Genomic DNA, 14,834 nt, shown 5'->3' on the forward strand with positions numbered 1-14,834 from the left:
CCCTCCCCGGACGCATGAGCGCGTGCGGGGACGGACCCCGCCCCCGCACCCGAATCCAGCAGGGTGACCGACCAGAACGGGACCACAACGGTGACTGACATGCCTGAACACCCGATGCCGGACCGGTTCGACTACCCGTCCAACCTCGCCAGGGCCGGTTCGTACCGCACCCACCGCAGCGCCTTCTGGCCGCCTGCGGCCTCCTACGCCCTGGGCTGCCTCGACCTCGCCGCGGCCACCCCCGACCTCGGCGACGGCTTCCGCCGGGCCCTGGCGGGCCTGCGCGGGGCCGTGGAGGCCGAGTGGCAGCGCGTCAAGGAGATCGGCATCCCCGCCCGCCGCCGCTTCAACGAACCGATGGCGATCGCCGAGGCGGTGCGCGGCGTGGCCAAGCACCTGCCGGGCGAGGCCGACCGGCGCGCCGCCGAACTGCGCGCCAACGCCGTCCAGGACGGCTACGACGACGACATCCTGCGCGAACTCGCCGCCCTGGAAGAGGAGGTGACGCTCGTCGCTGGCCAGGTCTCCACCTGGTACGGCAAGGAGGTGCGCGGCCTGCCCACCGCCTTCGGCTGTCGCACCGACGACACCCGCCAGGCGCTGGTCGCCGAGGCCCTCGCCGACCGCGACGAGGTGGCCGCCCACCTGCGCGGCCTCCACGCCGACCTGCGCCTGGGGGACCTGCCGGCCTTCGGGGCCGCCGAACTGTTCTTCATGGCGGGCGAGGGCAACCTCCACCCCAAGCACATCGCCTACTTCCTGCCCGAGGACGAGGGGGTGAAGTACTCCCCGTTCAAGAAGACGTACTACTTCGCCAACACCCACCGCGCCCTGCTCGAAACCGTCTCCGCCCCCCTCGCCCGCCGCTTCCTCGATGTCGGCGTGGACTTCGACCCGGCGGCAGCGCGGTTCGCCGCCATCCCCACCCTCGGCGTCCTCAGCCACGAACTGGGCCACTTCGCGCACCGTCGCGCAACCGACTACAAAGCCCTGAACACGGCCGACCGCTGGGCCTCCGTGGTCCTCCAGGAGGTCGCAGCCGACGTCTTCGGCATCCTGATCCTCGCCGACGTCTGGGCGCCCCGGATGGGCATCGACCCGGCCGACTGCGTCGCGTACTACCTCGCCGAGTGCCTGCGCTACACCGACCGGGGTCTGGGCCACTTCCCCGACAGCGACGGCATGTTCCTCCAGCTGTCCTACTTCGTCCGGCTCGGCGCCCTCGAACTCACCGAGGACGCCACGCTGGCCGGGGAGCCGCAGGTCGTCCTCGCGGGCCTGCGCTCACTGGCCCGCGTGCTGGCCGACACGCTCCTGGCCACCGACGCCGACCGGGCCGCCCAGCTGTACGCCGAGTACGGCCCGGCCACCGCGGGACCGCTCGCCCCGCTCGTCGAGCGGCTGCGCCCGGAGCCCTTCCGGTCCGTCGAGTACGGCCAGGAGCACTTGCACACCGCCGCCACCACCGACCGCTGAAAGCGAGACACCATGATCACCGAGGCGAACCAGGACCTTGCCAGGGTGCGCGACTACTACACCGCGCAGCGCTCCACCGGCGGCGAGGAGGAGAGCATCTACGCGATCTGGGAGAAGGGCGGCGCCTACAACGACTCGGTCACGCCGTCCACGTACGTGCCCGAGTACCGCTCCCACATGGCCCTCAAACTCCTCTCCCTCACCGAGGAGGGCGCCAGCGTCTTCTCGCTGGGTTGCGGCAACGCCGCCGTCGAGGGCGTCGTCGTCGGTCTCGGCAGGACCGTGCGCGGCATCGACTTCAACGAGGAGGCCGTACTCCTCGCCCGGCAGAAGGGCGTCGACGCCTTCGCCGCCGACTACTACGCCCTGCGGGCCGCCGACGTCGCGGGCACCGACATCGTCTACGCGGACGGCTTCCTCGGCCACCTCTTCGACGCCGAGCACGAGACCGGCCCCGCGCTGGACCAACTGGCCACCCTCGGCCTGAAGTCCGGCGCCCACCTGGTCTTCTCCAACGACGCGCCGCAGGACCGCGAGGCGCGCTTCGCCCCACACCAGCGCGTCGAGGACTTCTGGTACCTGTCCAAGGACTACCTCGCCGAACGCCTGGAGGACCGCGGCTACCGCGCCGTGGAGAGCTACTACTTCCCCTACCTGCGCCCGGTCAGCGGCATGCGCAACCGCACCATCTGCATCGCCCGCGTGCCGTAAAGGGGAACCCGTGCCCATACCCGACGCCTTCGCCGCGCGCCTCGAACCCCTGCTGGGGGACATGGTCGCCGCCTACGGAACGCCTTTCCACGTCTACGACGCCGCGGGCATCGCCGACACTTACCGCGCCATGACGGACGCCTTCGCGGGCGAGCCGTTCCGCCAGTACTTCGCGGTCAAGGCGCTGCCCAACCCGCATGTGCTGGCCCTGCTGCTCGCCGAGGGCAGCGGCCTCGACTGCGCCTCCCCGGTCGAGCTGGAACTCGCCGCCAGCCTCGGCGCGGGCCCCGGCGACACCGTGTTCACCTCCAACAACACCACCCGCGCCGAGTTCGAACTCGCTATCAAAACCGGTTCGTTGATCACCTTCGACGACCGCACCGCCCTGGACCGCACCGACCCGCTGCCCGAGACGGTCGCCTTCCGCGTCTCCCCGCACGGCCTCGCGGCCGGGTCCCGCCTCATGGGCGACGCGCGGGCCACCAAGTTCGGCGTGCCGGTGGACCAGCTCGCCGACGCCTACCGGCAGGCCAAGGCGCGCGACGCCCGCCGGTTCGGCATCCACGGCATGACCTGCGCCAACGAACTGGACGTGGACCGCGCCGCACGCGCCGCCACCGACGTCGTCGAACTCGGCGCGCGGATCGCCGAAGAGGTCGGCATCGAGCTGGACTACGTCAACGTCGGCGGCGGACTCGGCATCCCCTACCGCCCCGGCGACAGGCCCGTCGACTTCCGGCGCTACGCCGAGGCCGTCCTGGCCGCCCGCCGCGCCGCATTCCCGCGCTCGGCGCCCCGGATCCTCATGGAGTGCGGACGCTACGTCACGGGACCGCACGGCGTCCTCGTCACCACCGTCGTCAACCGCTGCGGCAAGGGCCGGGAGATCGTCGGCGTCGACGCCTCCATGTCCGCCCTGATGCGCCCCGGCTTCTACGGCGCCTACCACCACGTCACCCTGCCCTTCGCGCACGGCCGCGCCCAGGCCCCGTACGACGTCGTGGGCTCCCTGTGCGAGAACATGGACAAGTTCGCGATCGACCGGCCGCTGCCCGACCCGCGCGAGGGCGACGTCCTCCTCGTCCACGACACCGGCGCGCACGGCCTCGCGATGGGCTTCACCTACAACGGCCGCCTGCGCCCCGCCGAACTCCTGCTCACCCGCGAGGGCGACGTCGTCGAGATCCGCCGCGCCGAGACTTACGACGACTACGTCGCCACCGTCCCCGACCGGCCGGGCCCCGTCCTCCCGGCCGCACGCCACGCCTGACAGGAGCGCCCCCATGTACTCCCGACCGCTCATCGAGGACGCCTTCGCCCGCAGGGCCGAGCTGACCGAAGCCGAACTCGCCGCGCTCGCCCCGCACGTCGAGGCCGGGATCGACGCGCTCGACCGCGGCGAACTGCGCGCCGCGCACCCCGTGGACGGCTCCTGGGCCGCCGACCCCTTCGTCAAGAAGCTGATCCTGCTCTCCTTCCCCCTCGGCGAGAACGCCGTCGCCGAGGCGGGCGCAGGACTGCCCAAGAGCTACGACAAGATCCCGCTGAAGTTCGCGCACTGGCAGGAGGCCGACTTCCAGAAGGCCGCCATCCGGGTGGTGCCCGGCGCGGTCGTCCGGCGCGGCGCGCACATCGGCCCCGGCGCCGTCCTCATGCCCTCCTTCGTCAACATCGGCGCCCGCGTCGGCGCGGGCACGATGATCGACACCTGGGCGACGGTCGGCTCCTGCGCACAGGTGGGCGAGCGCTGCCACATCTCCGGCGGCGCGGGCCTCGGCGGCGTGCTCGAACCCATCGGCGACAGCCCCGTCGTCATCGAGGACGACGTCTTCGTCGGGGCCCGCAGCGAGATCGCCGAGGGCGTACGGGTACGGCGCGGCGCGGTCATCGGCATGGGCGTCTACCTGGGCGCCTCCACCCCGATCGTGGACCGCGCGACGGGCGAGGTGACCCGCGGCGAGGTCCCCGAGGACGCCGTCGTCGTGCCCGGCACCCGCACCGACCCCCGCAACCCCGGCCTCGCCACGTACGCCGCGGTCATCGTGAAGTACGCCGACGAGCGCACCCGCGGCAAGACGGCCCTGAACGACCTGGTGCGGGACTGACCCATGACCCCCCTCGCCAGCGCCTTCGCCCGGCTGCGCGCCCTGCACCACGGCATCGACGCCCCGGCCGGACTCGCCCCCGTCCACCTCCACCTGGGCGAGTCCCGGCTCGGCGCGGGCGCCGTCGACGCCACGCTCCTCGCCGACGCCGACGGCTGGGCCCGCTACCCCGTCCTCGGCGGCACCCCCGAGCTGCGCGTGGCGTACACGGGGTGGCTGCGCCGCAGGTTCGCGGCGGGGCGACTTTTGGACCGGCGCACCGTCGCGGTCGAACCCACCCCGGGCACCAAGCAGGCCGTGGCCGTGGCGGTCGCCCGCGCGGTCGAGCGAGTGCGCGGCGCGGGCGGCGGGGCGGCCGTGGTCATGCCCAACCCGTTCTACCCGACCTACCACGCCGCCACCGAGGCCGTCGGCGCGCGGCCGGTGTTCTACGACCCGCGCGGCGGGGGCGCCGCACTGCGCGCCGCCGTCGCCGCGGCCGGGGCGCCGGTCGCCGCGGTCGTCGTCTGCGACCCGGGCAACCCGCGCGGTGAACTCCTTGACCCGGGCTTCCTGCGCACCGCCACCCGCGCCGCCGTCGCCCGGGACGCCCTGCTCCTGGTCGACGAGTGCTACACCGACCTGTGGCTCACCCACCCGGCCGCCGGGTACCTCACGCTCGTGGAGCGGGGCGTGCTGGAACCGGACCGGTTCCTCGTCCTGCACACCCTGTCCAAGCGCTCCGGCGCACCGGGGCTGCGCAGCGGCTTCGTCACCGGCGACCCCGCGACCGTCGCCGACTACGCCCGGCACAACCAGGCGTGCGGCGTCTCCACCCCGCTGCCGGTGTGCGCCGCCGCGGCCCTGCTGTGGGACGACGACGCCCACGTCGAGCGGGCCCGCGCCGCACTCGCCGCCAACTGGGGCCTCGCCGACCGGCTGCTGGCCGACGTCCCCGGCTACCGCCGCGCCGACGCCGGGTTCTTCCTCTGGCTGCCCGTCGACGACGACGAGGCCGCCGCCCGCCACCTCTGGCGCGACCAGGCGCTGTCCGTCATGCCCGGCCGCTACCTGGCCGCCGAAGGGCCCGACGGCACCAACCCGGGCGCCGGGCACCTGCGCGTCGCCCTCGTGCACGACGGGCCGCTGATGCGCAGGGCACTGCTGCGCCTGCGCGCCGGCCTGACCCGAACCGACCCCCTTCTCCGCGAGGACGTCCCCGCATGACGCTGACACGACCCGACGACAGGCCGCTCCTGCTGATCATCACCAGCGGGCTGCGGCGCTACCGCGAGTACCTGCTGGCCTCCATCGCGGGCCGCTACCGCGTCCACCTCATCGACGCGACCGCCCCCACCTGGGAACTCCCGTACCTGGCCGGCCACTCCGCGGTCCCCCACACGGGCGCGGGACCCGTCCTCGCCGCGGCCAGGGAGGTCGCGGCCCGGCAGCCGGTGGCCGGGGTCATGAGCTGGCACGAGGAGCACATCGTGCAGGCGGCCCTGGTCGCCGGGGAACTCGGCCTGCCCGGCACCCCGCCCGACGCGGTCCGCCGCTGCCGCGACAAGTACGCCACCCGCACGGCACTGGCCGAAGCAGTCCTGCCTCAGCCGGAGTTCGCCCTCGCCGGCAGCCTCGAAGAGGCGCTCGCCGCCGCCGACAAGCTCGGCTGGCCCGTCGTCATCAAGCCGCGCGCCGCGGGCGGCAGCCAGGGCGTCGTCCTGGTCCACGACGCCGACGAGCTGGCCGACCAGTTCGCGGCCACCCGCGACGTCCACGTCCCGCACAACCCCGACTTCGCCGAACTGGTCCTCGTCGAGGAGTACCTGGACGCCCCCGAGGTCAGCGTCGACGCGGTCGTGCGCGGGGGCCGCGTCACCCCCCTGTTCGTGGGCCGCAAGGAGGTCGGCTTCCCACCGTACTTCGAGGAGACCGGGCACCGCGTGTCCGCCGACGACCCGCTGCTCCACGACCCGCAGGCGCTGCGCCTGCTCACCGGCATTCACCGGGCGCTCGGCGTCACCGACGGCTGGACCCACACCGAGCTGCGGCTCACCGCCGAAGGACCGAAGCTGATCGAGGTCAACGGCCGGGTCGGCGGGGACCTCATCCCCTACCTCGGCCTTCGCGCCACCGGCACCGACCCCGGCCTGGCCGCCGCCGACGTCGCCTGCGGGGCGGAACCTGACACCGCGCCCCGCCGCGACGCCCACGCCGCGATCCGCTTCTTCTACCCGCCCGCCGACGACACCAGGATCGCCGCGCTCGACTTCGACCGCACCGAGCTCCCCGCGGCCATCGACCTGCTGGAACCCCTGGTCGGCCCCGGCGACGTCGTCTCCCCGCCCCGCAAGGGGCTCATCGACGGCCGCATCGCCCTCGCCACCGCCGTCGCGGACACCGCCGCGGAGTGCGCCGCCGCCATCGACCACGCCGCGCGGGCGCTGCGGCTCACCGTGGAGGGCTCCTGACGTGCACATCCTCGTCATGCACCGGGTGCCCGACCCCTTCGCGCGCTACGCGGACAACCTCGACCACGCCCGCCACCGGGTCACCTACGTCAGCACCCCCGAGCGGGCCGCCACCCTGCCCGCCGACGTCCCCGCCCTGCGCCTCGAACGCCCCGGCACCGGCGACACCGCGGCCGAGGTCGTCGCCGCTGTCCACGACCTGCCGCGCCCCGACCTCGTCGTCGCCCTGTCCGAGTACGACCTGCTGCCCGCCGCCCGCGTGCGCGAGGCCCTCGGCGTCCCCGGCCCGCGCGTCGCCGACGTGCTGCCCACCCGCGACAAGGTCGTCATGAAGGCCGCCGTCGCCGCCGCGGGCCTGCGCACCCCGCGCTACGCCCCGCTGGCCCGCGCCCTCGCCTCCGGGGTGGAGTGGACGGGACGCACCGTCCTCAAGCCGCTCGCGGGCGCGTCCAGCGAGGGCGTCACCGCCTACCCCACGGCCAGGGAGGCCCTCGAAGCGGTGCGCGGCGGGGCCGTGGCCGTGGACGTCGACGACTACGAGGTCGAGGAGTTCGTCGAAGGGGACGTCGTGCACGTCGACGGCGTGCTCGCCGACGGCCGCCCGCTCGCCGTCCAGGCGAGCCGGTACGTCGGCACCTGCCTCGGCTACGCGCAGGGCGCGCCGCTCGGCTCCCTACAGGTCGACACCCCGCCCGCCACCGTCGACTTCACGCTGGCCTGCCTGCGCGCGGTCGGCATCACCGAGGGCCCCTTCCACCTGGAGGCCATCGAGACCGCCGACGGCCCGGTCTTCCTCGAAGTGGGCGCGCGCGTCGGGGGAGCGGACGTGTCCGACACCTTCGAACTGGCCACCGGCGTGCACATGTCGTCGGTCCACCTGCGCCTGCTCACCGGCGAGTCGCCCGTCCCGGCCGCCGCACCCGCCGCGGCCCCCGACGCCCGCTACGGCTGGTTCGTCGTCCCCGGCCACACCCTGGGCTCGCGCTTCTGCCACGTCGAGGGCGAGAAGCCCTTCCGCGACGACCCGCTGGTGCACCGCTGGGTGCAGCGCGCCCCGCACGAACCGGTGAAGACCGCCGTCACCTACGCGGACGCCGACGTCCCGCTCGCAGGCGTCGTGGGCCCCGCGCCCACCGCCGTACTCGAACGCTTCCTCACCGACCTCTTCGCCTCGGTGACCGTCGCCCCCGGGGAGGACCCGCGATGACCCTCACCCCCCGCCTCATCGTGGCGTCCCGCACCGCGGACGGCACCTCCGCCGTCACCGGCGACGGGCCCGTGCCCGCCGTCACCGTGGCCGCCTGGCCCGGGTCGCGCTTCCACCTGGCCTGGGGGACGCCGGACGGCGGTGCCCGGGTCGGCGAAGGACCGGCCGCGCCCGTGACCCTGCCCTTCTTCCCCGGACCCGGCGGCACCCGGCTGCTGTTCGCCCGCTACGAGCCGCAGTCCGCCACGCCCGCGCCCGCCGGCGACCCCGAGGAGCACGCCGCCGAGGTCCGCGAGCGGCTGCCGGGCCTGTGGGAGGTCTTCGAACCCGGCGGCACCGGCATGCACACCACCGACACCGTCGACTACGGCGTCTGCCTGGAGGGCGAGCTGCACCTCGAACTCGATGACGGCGAAGAGGTCCTGGTCACCCCGGGCACCTGCGTCGTCCAGCTCGGCACCCGCCACACCTGGCACAACCGGGGCACCAGCGCCGCCCTGATGTGCTTCGTCGGCATCGGCGCCGAGCGCGAGAGCTGATCGGAGGCGACCCATGGACCCCAAGGCAGCGGTGCGGTCGTGGCTGCCTGCGGGCGGCCCCGCCCGCAGGCTCGTCGCGGCCTCGCTCGTCGACTCCCTCGGCACCGGCCTGTTCCTCGCCGGATCGGCCCTCTTCTTCACCCGCGCCCTCGGGCTGTCCACCGTGCAGGTCGGCATCGGCCTGTCCCTGACCGGCCTGGCCGGGTTCCTCGGCATGGTGCCCACCGGCCGCCTCGCCGACCGCATCGGCGGCAAACGCGCCCTGGTCGCCCTCTACCTGTGGCGCGGCGCCTGCTTCTGCGTCTACCCCTTCGCCCGCGAACCTGAGGTCTTCTACGTCGTCGCCTTCCTCATCGGCGTCGCCGAGTGGGGCGGCGGGCCGATCGTGCAGGGCATCGTGGGCACGGTCGAGGGCGACGCGGCCCGGGTGCGCACCATGGCGGTGATCGCCTCCGTGCGCAACGTCGGCTTCAGCGCGGGCGCGGTGCTCGCCTCCCTGGTCCTCGCCCTGGACGACACCACGGCGTTCTCCGCACTGGTGCTCGCCGACGCGCTGACCTTCTTCGCCGCGGCGGCCGTACTGACCCGGCTGCCCGCCGCCGCCAACGTCCGCTCCCCGCGCGCCCGCGACGGTCGCGCGCCGACCCGGGTGCGCGACCCGCGCTTCCTGGCGCTGGCGTTCCTCAACGGGGTGCTGTTCCTGCACTCGGTGCTGCTCGCCGCCGCGCTCCCGCTCTGGATCGCGACCCGCACCGAGGCGCCCACCTGGGTCATCGGCGGCGTCGTCGTCCTCAACACCGCCCTGGTCATCCTGCTCCAGGTGCGCCTGAGCGGCGGCGCCGACGACCTGCGCAACGCCGCCAGGCGCCAGCGCTGGGCGGGCTGGTGCCTGGCGGCCTGCTGCCTGCTCACCGCGCTGACCGCGCGGGTCGGCCCGGTCGCGGCGACGGTCCTGGTGGCCGCCGCCACCCTGGTGCTCACGCTGGGCGAGATCTGGCAGTCGGTCGGCGCCTGGCGCCTGTCGTACGCGCTCTCGCCGCCGGAGTCGCGCGCCTACCACCTGTCGGTGTACGAGCTGGGCACCAGCGCCGCGTCGGCCGTGGGACCGGCCCTGATCACCTGGGCGGTCGCCGGGAACGGCACGACCGGCTGGGCGGCCCTGGCCGCGGGCTTCGCGGTGGCCGGGTCGGCGGTGGTCGTGATCGCGGCGGGCGCCGCCCGGGGCATCCGCTCCCCCGAACCGCCCGGGAAGGCGCACGAGCCGCACGAGACGGCCCCCGAGCCACCCGCGACGGCGCATGAACCACAAAAGCCACATGCGCTACATGAGCCATCTGAGCCACACAAGGCTCACGAGCCGCGTGAGCCGCACGGGACCATCGCGAAGGAGAGGTGATCCATCCCATGGAGGGGCAGAGACTGCTGCTGGTCGGGGTGGGCATGACCGGACGGCCCTACCTCGAAGCGGCCCGGCGCCTCGGCGTACGGGTCCACGCCGTGGAGACGGAGCCGAGGGCCGCGGACCTGGCCGGGGTCGCCGACGATGTCACGGTCTGCCGGGGCGGCTCGGACGAGCTGTGGTACGAGGCCGCCAGCGCGGCGGTGCGCCACGCACGCCCTGACGGCGTGGTCGCCTTCAGCGAACCCCATGTCCTGGCCGCCGCCCTCGTCCAGGACGAACTGGGCCTCCCTGGACCCTCGTTGAGGGCCGCCGTCCTGTCGCGCAACAAGGCGCTCCAGCGGGGCCGGTTCGCCGCCGCGAGCATCGGCCAGCCCGACTTCATGGTCGCCGACCGGCTCGGCGACGGCCGCGACTGGGCCGCCGAACACCTGCCCGTCGTCGTCAAGCCGCTGTCCTCCGCGGGCAGCGCGGGCGTCGAACTCGTCATGGACCAGGGCGCGTTCGAGGAGGTGGTGGCCCGCAGGGACGACGAGGGCCGGCTCCTCGTGGAGCGCGCAGCGGCGGGCCCCGAGTACAGCTGGGAGGCGCTCGTCCGCGACGGCGAGGTGTGGTTCGCCAACCTCACCGCCAAGGAGACCACGGGCCCGCCGTACTTCGTGGAGGTCGCGCACCGCGTCGCCACCGAGGTCGACGCCCCCACCCGCGCCACGGTCGACCGGCTGGGCGCCGAGGTCCTTGCCGCGCTCGGCATGCGCACCGGCATCGTGCACCTGGAGTTCCGCCTCACCGCCCGCGGCCCCTCGGTCATGGAGGTCGCCGTGCGCACGCCGGGCGACCACCTGATGGTCCTGCTCGGCGACGCGTACGGCATCGACTGGTACGAGATGGTCGTGCGCCTGGCCCTGGGCGCCGACCTGCCGGGCCCCCCGGCCGCCCCGCTGCGCCGCACCGCAAGCTACCTGCCCGCGGCCCGCCCCGGCACCGTCACCGAGATCCGCGGCCTCGACGAGGTGCTGGCCCACCCGCACGTCGTGGCGGCGCGGGTGACGGCGGCACCCGGGGACGCGGTCGCCCCGGCCCGCTCCTCCGTCGAGCGCGTCGGCCATGTGCTGCTCTCGGCCCCCGACCCCGGCTCGCTCGAGGCCGCCCTCGACGACGTGCGCAGCACGCTGCGGGTGGCGACGCGCCTCGGCGCGCCCTGATGGCGGGCGGTACGGCCGCGCCGGGCCTGCGGGACGCCCGGGTCAGGGCGGCCGTCGAACTCGACCACGCCCGCGCCCGCGAGTACGCGGGGCTGCACGAGTACGACGGCGTCCTCCAGGACCTGTCGCCCGCCGGAGTGTCCGCGGCCCTCGCCCGCCTCGGCACCGGCCCGCTCCCGGCCGACCCCTTCGACGCCGAGGTGCTCGCGGTCCACGAGGACGGCCTGCGCGCCCGCTTCGGCGAGGCCCTGCTGCACCGCCGCGACCCGCTGCTCCACCTGGCCGCCATGGACCTGGCCTGCTACGACCGGGAGTACGCCCCGGCCGGGGAGCGCCAGCGCGCCCGGCTGCGCCACCTGGCGGCCTGGCCCGACGCGGTGGAGCACGCGGTGGCCGCGCTCGACCGGGTCCCGGCCCCGGTGGCGCTGGCCGCCCTGCCCGCGCTGCGGGGCCTGGTGCAGGACGCGGCCGACGACGCGCCCGCCCTGGCGGCGGTGCGCCGCCTGGTCGCCCACGTCGAGGCGGCGGCGGCCGGGGGCGACCCGTCGGCCGCGCTGGGCGAGGCCGTGTTCCTGCGCCTGCTGGGCGCGGGCGAGGCCATGACGTACGACGCCGGCGCGCTGACGGCCGCGGCCGAGGCCGAACGCGCCCGCCTGTGGGCCCTGCTGGAGGACGCGGTGGAGCGCCTTGAGCCGGGAGGGCGGGTGCGCGATGTCGTCCCCGCCCTGCTGGCGGACCACCCGGCCACCACCGAGGGCGTGTTCACGGCGGCCCGGGCGCTGCTCGGCGAGGTCACCGGCTTCGCGGTCGCGCGCGACCTGATCGCGGACCCGGGCGGCCGGTGCGAGGTGGGCCCCGCCCCGGCCTCGCGCGCCTACGCGCAGGCGATGATGTCCTGGTCGGCGCCGTACGAACAGGACGCGCCCAGCTGGTACTACGTCGTACCGCCCGACCCCGGCTGGCCGCCGCACGAGGCCGCCGAATGGCTCGCGGTCTTCAGCTCCACCTCACTGCCCGCCATCACGGTCCACGAGGTCACCCCGGGCCACTACGCCCATGGCCGCGCCCTGCGCGCCCTCACCAGCGACGTGCGCAGGTCCCTGGAGTCCCCGGCCTTCGTCGAGGGCTGGGCGCACTACGCGGAGGAGTTGTACGCCGAGGAGGGCTTCCGGGACCACGACCCGCGCTACGTCGTCGGCACCGCCCTCGAAGCACTGCTCCGCGTCACCCGCCTGACCTGCGCCATCGGCCTGCACACCGGCGCCCTGACCACCGAGGAGGCCACCGCGCGCTTCGAGGCGGACGCGTTCCTGCGGGGCCGCTCCGCCCGCGCCGAGGCCCTGCGGGGCGCGGTCGAGCCCACGTACGGCCGCTACACCCTGGGCAAGTCGGAGATCCTGCGGGTGCGTGCCCTGGCACGCACCGGCTGGGGCCACCGCTACACCCACCGCCGCTTCCACGACGCGCTGCTGTCCCTCGGCATGCCCCCGATCGGCCTGCTGGAGAGGGCGGTCGTGGGCGACCTCGCCCCGCGCGGGGGCGCGGCGCAGGCGCCGTAGACGACCACAACCGGGCGCAGCGGAACCCGGCGACCGTACGGAGGATTTCCGGCCGCCGGGGGACTGGGGGGTGCGGGGCGCGCGCGTCAGGGGGAGGCCCGCGCCCGGGTCAGCGCCTGGGCCCGCACCCGGGTCAACGCCCGGTCAGCGCCTGGGCAGCAGCGTCCCCGCGCCCACCGCCACGACCAGCAGCAGGCCGGCCGCGAGCAGCAGGCTCTCGCGCATGCCCGAGGCGAAGTCACCGGCGAGCAGGGCGCCGAAGACGGCGATGCTGAGCGCTCCGCCCGCCTGACGGCGGGTGTTGAGCAACGCCCCCGCCGTAACGGCCCGTTCGGCGGCGACCGTGTCCAGCATCAGCGTCGTCAGGGCCGGCATGTACGCCCCCTACGTAGCGAGCAAGTGGGCACTCCGGGGCCTCACAAAGACGGCCGCCCTGGAACTGGGCCGCGACCGCATCCGCGTCAACGCCATCCATCCCGGCGTGATCGCCACCCCGTTCATCACTGAGCCCGCCGTCGGCAGCGACGCCCCCATCTCCGACTTCTACTCGGCCGAGCCGTTCGCCATCCCCCGCCTTGGAGAGCCCGCAGACATCACCCAGGCCCTGCTGCTCTTCCTCACTTCCGACGAGGCTTCCTTCGCCACCGGCTCGGAGTTCGTCATCGACGGCGGACTCCTCCTCGGCCCCGCCCTCAAGCACGAAGCCGCCTGACCTGCCCGTACCACCCGGCCTATACGAAAGGGGCGCCTCATGGACCCGAAGGTGCTCGCGGCCATCGCCGAGCACTTCAGCCATGACGTGATATCGGGGCGTCGGGTCAGGGGCGAGCGGGGCGGACGTGGCCGCCTGGTGAGTGCCCGTCGCCGATCACCGGTGTTGCAATTCCCCCGGGAACGAGAGCACCTGAGTGGGCCCCTGGCCGACAGCCCGTGACGGTGAAGGGCCAGCACACAAGGGAGGGCCGCGCCGACAGTTCTCCACAAAGGAGACCTCGGTCCGAAGGGTTACGAGAGAGGAAGTCCTCAGGGCGTGGACCGCGGAGCGGGCACCCCACCGACCGATCGCTGCGTCCTCAGCGTGAAACACCCTCATCTCGGCCGTCTGTCGGACCAGGCGGACCTCGGAGGCGGGGTGCACGCCTGCTGCGACAGCTGGTCATCCACCCCGGTGCGCGGGTTCCGAACCATCGCCTTGAGCCTCCACCGCTTCCCGCACGCGCTGGTCCTCGCGCAGGGAGCCGACATCGGTCCTGCCAGGGTCAGAAGCCCCGGAAGACACCGTCGTGGGCGGCGTTCTCGAAGTCCTCCCAATCCATGTTGGCGAGGGAAATGTTGTTCTCGACCGACCACAGTTCTGCGGCTACGACTCTGAGCCGGCCGTGCGTCTGCCGGGCCTCGCTCTCCCCGCTTTCGTCGTTCTCGTCGGAGAGCAGGAGGGCCAGCAGCGGCATCGCCGGAGATGTGAGCGCGGTCTTGTCGGCCACGATGAGAAGGCCGGTGTCCAGCTCGCTTGCGGCCGAGAGGATCTGTGGGGTCGTCAGGTCGCGATAGGCGAGATCATCCACTGGGTGGACGTTCGCGAGGAAGCCGTCCCGGTTCGGTGTCATGACGGTCGTGAGCAGGGCTTGCCAAGCGGTCGGATCGGAGAAGTCGGTGCGGATCAGCATGGTCTCGTCCGTGTCCGGCAGGCTCTTCACGAGTCCTCCCCGTGCGGGCGGGTTCGGGGCGGCGGCGTGCTCGGCCACTGCCTCACCGTCGCGCCAGACGATGGTGCCGTCGGCGCGGCACAGGACCACTCCGCCCTCCTCGACTCGCAGTTCGTCAGCCGGTCCGCCCAGCGGTGGGCGGTCGTCGCCCAGAACGCGCAGCATGCCGTCCTCGTCGAGCCGCAGTCCGGGCTCGGCCGATTCGCCGAGGTGCGCGCACCAGAGCCAGGTCTGGTCGGCTCCGAACAGCACGAGGCGGTGTTCGTCCCAGTGTCCGAGCACGGTGCTTCCGTCGGGGGAGGTGAGGGAGTGCCGTCCGAGCGTCTGTCCTCGGTGCAGCACGGCACCCCGCGGGGCGTCGGCTGTGGGGCCATGGCACGCCGTGTGTGTGCCTGTGGACCATACCGACCGGCCGTCCACGTCACGCAGTTCGGCACGGCCGTCATCACCGACCACGAGCCGGCGAGCCCCAGAACC

Annotated in this window: 14 protein-coding genes; 12 read left to right on the top strand and 2 right to left on the bottom strand. The window is 74.2% G+C overall.

All coding sequences use genetic code 11. From position 1 onward, the window contains the following. Positions 1-99: 99 nt before the first annotated feature. The 11 genes from ACN6LM_RS08090 to ACN6LM_RS08140 are packed head-to-tail and all read left to right on the top strand — an operon-like array spanning position 100 to position 12,651. Positions 100-1,476: a hypothetical protein gene (locus ACN6LM_RS08090; protein ID WP_445064583.1), complete on the top strand. Its 1,377-nt coding sequence runs from the start codon at positions 100-102 to the stop codon at positions 1,474-1,476. Positions 1,477-1,488: 12 nt separating this feature from the next. Continuing rightward, positions 1,489-2,187, top strand: a complete 699-nt coding sequence (locus ACN6LM_RS08095) for a class I SAM-dependent methyltransferase (RefSeq protein WP_445064584.1) — start codon at positions 1,489-1,491, stop codon at positions 2,185-2,187. A gap of 10 nt (positions 2,188-2,197) precedes the next feature. Further along, a complete protein-coding gene (locus ACN6LM_RS08100) occupies positions 2,198-3,457 on the top strand; it encodes a diaminopimelate decarboxylase (protein WP_445064585.1) in 1,260 nt (419 codons plus the stop codon). A gap of 13 nt (positions 3,458-3,470) precedes the next feature. Continuing rightward, positions 3,471-4,292, top strand: coding sequence for a 2,3,4,5-tetrahydropyridine-2,6-dicarboxylate N-succinyltransferase (locus ACN6LM_RS08105; protein ID WP_445064586.1), 822 nt, complete (start codon positions 3,471-3,473; stop codon positions 4,290-4,292). Between the two features lie 3 nt (positions 4,293-4,295). Further along, positions 4,296-5,498, top strand: a complete 1,203-nt coding sequence (locus ACN6LM_RS08110) for an aminotransferase class I/II-fold pyridoxal phosphate-dependent enzyme (RefSeq protein WP_445064587.1) — start codon at positions 4,296-4,298, stop codon at positions 5,496-5,498. Next, positions 5,495-6,742 carry an ATP-grasp domain-containing protein gene (locus tag ACN6LM_RS08115; protein ID WP_445064588.1) on the top strand — a complete coding sequence of 416 codons (1,248 nt, stop codon included), beginning with the start codon at positions 5,495-5,497 and terminating at the stop codon, positions 6,740-6,742. The genes ACN6LM_RS08110 and ACN6LM_RS08115 overlap by 4 nt, the downstream gene beginning before the upstream one ends. A 1-nt stretch (position 6,743) precedes the next feature. Continuing rightward, the gene (locus tag ACN6LM_RS08120) at positions 6,744-7,949 is read left to right on the top strand and encodes an ATP-grasp domain-containing protein (RefSeq protein WP_445064589.1); all 1,206 of its coding nucleotides are present in this window, start codon (positions 6,744-6,746) and stop codon (positions 7,947-7,949) included. After that, complete coding sequence (locus ACN6LM_RS08125; RefSeq protein ID WP_445064590.1) at positions 7,946-8,488, top strand: cupin domain-containing protein; 543 nt, start codon at positions 7,946-7,948, stop codon at positions 8,486-8,488. Before ACN6LM_RS08120 ends, ACN6LM_RS08125 begins: the two co-directional genes overlap by 4 nt. Before the next feature lie 13 nt (positions 8,489-8,501). Continuing rightward, a complete protein-coding gene (locus tag ACN6LM_RS08130; RefSeq protein WP_445064591.1) occupies positions 8,502-9,884 on the top strand; it encodes an MFS transporter in 1,383 nt (460 codons plus the stop codon). Positions 9,885-9,892: 8 nt separating this feature from the next. Continuing rightward, on the top strand, positions 9,893-11,092 hold the full coding sequence (locus tag ACN6LM_RS08135) for an ATP-grasp domain-containing protein (protein WP_445064592.1): 1,200 nt from the start codon (positions 9,893-9,895) through the stop codon (positions 11,090-11,092). Next, positions 11,092-12,651, top strand: coding sequence for a DUF885 family protein (locus ACN6LM_RS08140; RefSeq protein ID WP_445064593.1), 1,560 nt, complete (start codon positions 11,092-11,094; stop codon positions 12,649-12,651). The genes ACN6LM_RS08135 and ACN6LM_RS08140 overlap by 1 nt, the downstream gene beginning before the upstream one ends. Before the next feature lie 144 nt (positions 12,652-12,795). On the opposite strand, the gene ACN6LM_RS08145 is transcribed toward ACN6LM_RS08140, so the two are convergent. Beyond that, positions 12,796-13,026: a hypothetical protein gene (locus tag ACN6LM_RS08145; RefSeq protein WP_445064594.1), complete on the bottom strand. Its 231-nt coding sequence runs from the start codon at positions 13,024-13,026 to the stop codon at positions 12,796-12,798. Here ACN6LM_RS08145 and ACN6LM_RS08150 point away from each other — a divergent pair. After that, positions 13,025-13,363, top strand: a complete 339-nt coding sequence (locus ACN6LM_RS08150) for an SDR family NAD(P)-dependent oxidoreductase (protein ID WP_445064595.1) — start codon at positions 13,025-13,027, stop codon at positions 13,361-13,363. The two genes, ACN6LM_RS08145 and ACN6LM_RS08150, sit on opposite strands and share 2 nt — an antisense overlap. Before the next feature lie 547 nt (positions 13,364-13,910). On the opposite strand, the gene ACN6LM_RS08155 is transcribed toward ACN6LM_RS08150, so the two are convergent. Continuing rightward, a complete protein-coding gene (locus ACN6LM_RS08155) occupies positions 13,911-14,639 on the bottom strand; it encodes a DUF6924 domain-containing protein (protein ID WP_445064596.1) in 729 nt (242 codons plus the stop codon). Positions 14,640-14,834 lie beyond the last annotated feature (195 nt).

This window comes from Streptomyces sp. SAS_281 (genome assembly GCF_052542855.1).